1 protein-coding gene is annotated in these 2,125 nt (G+C 42.1%); it reads left to right on the top strand.

Going from position 1 to position 2,125, the window contains the following annotated elements; genetic code table 11:
* A partial coding sequence (locus E1140_RS00585) for a putative Ig domain-containing protein (RefSeq protein ID WP_185153337.1) occupies window positions 1-2,125 on the top strand: 2,125 nt, incomplete at both ends.

A 2,125-nucleotide genomic window follows, 5' to 3' on the forward strand; every position in this document is an offset into this window, starting at 1 on the left:
CAACCAGGTATTTACAATCAATGTAGATAACCAGAATGACGCACCAAGCTTCACGAGCACGCCTGTTCAGAATGTAAATGAAGATGCAGTTTATACCTACAACATTACCACAGCGGATCCTGATGCAGGAGATACTCGAACAATTATAGCCTTATCGTTACCAAGCTGGTTGATTTTAACAGATAATGGTAATGGCACAGCAGTATTAACAGGCACGCCATTAAATCAGCATGTAGGTAACTCTAGTGTGGTATTGAATGTAAGAGATGCATTAGGTGCTAATGTGAACCAAAACTTCACCATATCAGTGGCCAACACCAATGATGCACCAGTATTTTTAACTGCACCAATTACTTCAGCAGTACAAGATGTAGTCTATACCTATAATGTAAACACAGATGACCCTGATTTAGGAGATCAGGTGGCTTTGTCTACGATAAGCTTGCCAAGCTGGCTGACCTTTACCAATAATGGAGATGGTAGTGGCAGTATATCAGGCACCCCAACGAATGCAAATTTAGGAGCTAATCAGGTACAGTTTGTAGCTGCCGATAATAGTGGTGTAGAAGTAGTTCAGGACTTTACCATAGTAGTAAACAACACCAATGATGCACCATCTTTTACAAGTACACCGCTGACCAGTGTGTCAGAAGATAATCTTTATGAATACTTAATAGAGACTACAGACCCTGATAATGGTGATGTGTTGGAGATAAGAGCAGTGGTATTACCATCGTGGTTAACGTTGACAGATAATGAAGATGGTACAGGCTTGCTATCAGGCACCCCATTAAATTCAAATGTAGGTCTTTCGGATGTTGTTATAGAAGTAGAAGATGCTCAGGGCGCCAGTGTTAACCAAAACTTCACCATTACAGTAATCAATACGAATGACCCACCAGTTTTTGTGAGTCAGCCAGTAACCGGAGCAATTCAGGATCAGGCCTATGTTTATAATATAACAACTTCAGACCCTGACAATGGAGATACCAGAAGTATAGTCTCTGTAGAGCTGCCATCATGGTTGACCTTAACCGATAATAACAACGGTACAGCGTCACTACATGGTACCCCAACAAACGCTAACCTGGGTTCGAGTTCGGTAATAATCAGTGTGACTGATATTGAAGGAGCAGCCACAGAGCAATCCTTTACTATTAATGTAGATAATCAGAATGATCCACCAAGTTTTACGAGTACACCAGTTACGAGTGTAGATGAAGATCAGGTATATTCTTATTTTGTATCGACTACTGATCCGGACGTAGGAGATACACGAGATATTATATCCCTATCAAAACCAAGCTGGTTGACCTTGACAGACAATGGAGATGGGACAGCAGTATTAACAGGCACACCATTGAATGCGAATGTAGGTAATGCCACAATTGTATTAAATGTAAGCGATGCAGTAGGGGCGAATGTGAATCAGAACTTTACGATCCAGGTGAAGAATACTAATGATCCGCCCTTCTTCACAACAACACCAGTACCTATTGCAGTGCAGGATGCCGCCTATGAATACAATATAGGAACCGGAGACCCAGATATAGGAGATACAAGAGTGCTTACGGCTACCACACTTCCAGGCTGGTTGACCTTTACACCAGGCGTGAATGGAGCAGGTACACTGACAGGTACGCCCACGAATGCTAACCTGGGCCAGCATGCGGTAGTGTTAAATATAGAAGATGCTTCAGGGACGGCAGTAGATCAGGTGTTTACTATTAACGTAGATAATGCCAATGACCCGCCATCATTTGTGAGTACTGCGATTACCAGCATCAATGAAGACCAGTTATACATCTATAACATATCGACAACAGATCCAGATGTAGGAGATGTTCAGGTTATAACAGCATTATCAAAACCAATCTGGTTGAGTTTGACAGACAATGGAGACGGAACAGCAGTGCTAACAGGTACACCCCTAAATCAACATGTAGGATCAGTTGGAGTTGTGTTAAATGTAAGAGATGGTATAGGAGCAAACATAAATCAATCATTTACTATCCAGGTGACAAACACTAATGATGCCCCGGTATTTTCCAGTACACCAGTAACTGGAGCCATTCAAGACGCAGTGTATACTTATAATGTACAGGCTACCGACCCAGATGTAGGA

The sequence above is a fragment of the Fulvivirga lutimaris genome (assembly GCF_009711525.1).
Lineage (GTDB): Bacteria > Bacteroidota > Bacteroidia > Cytophagales > Cyclobacteriaceae > Fulvivirga > Fulvivirga lutimaris.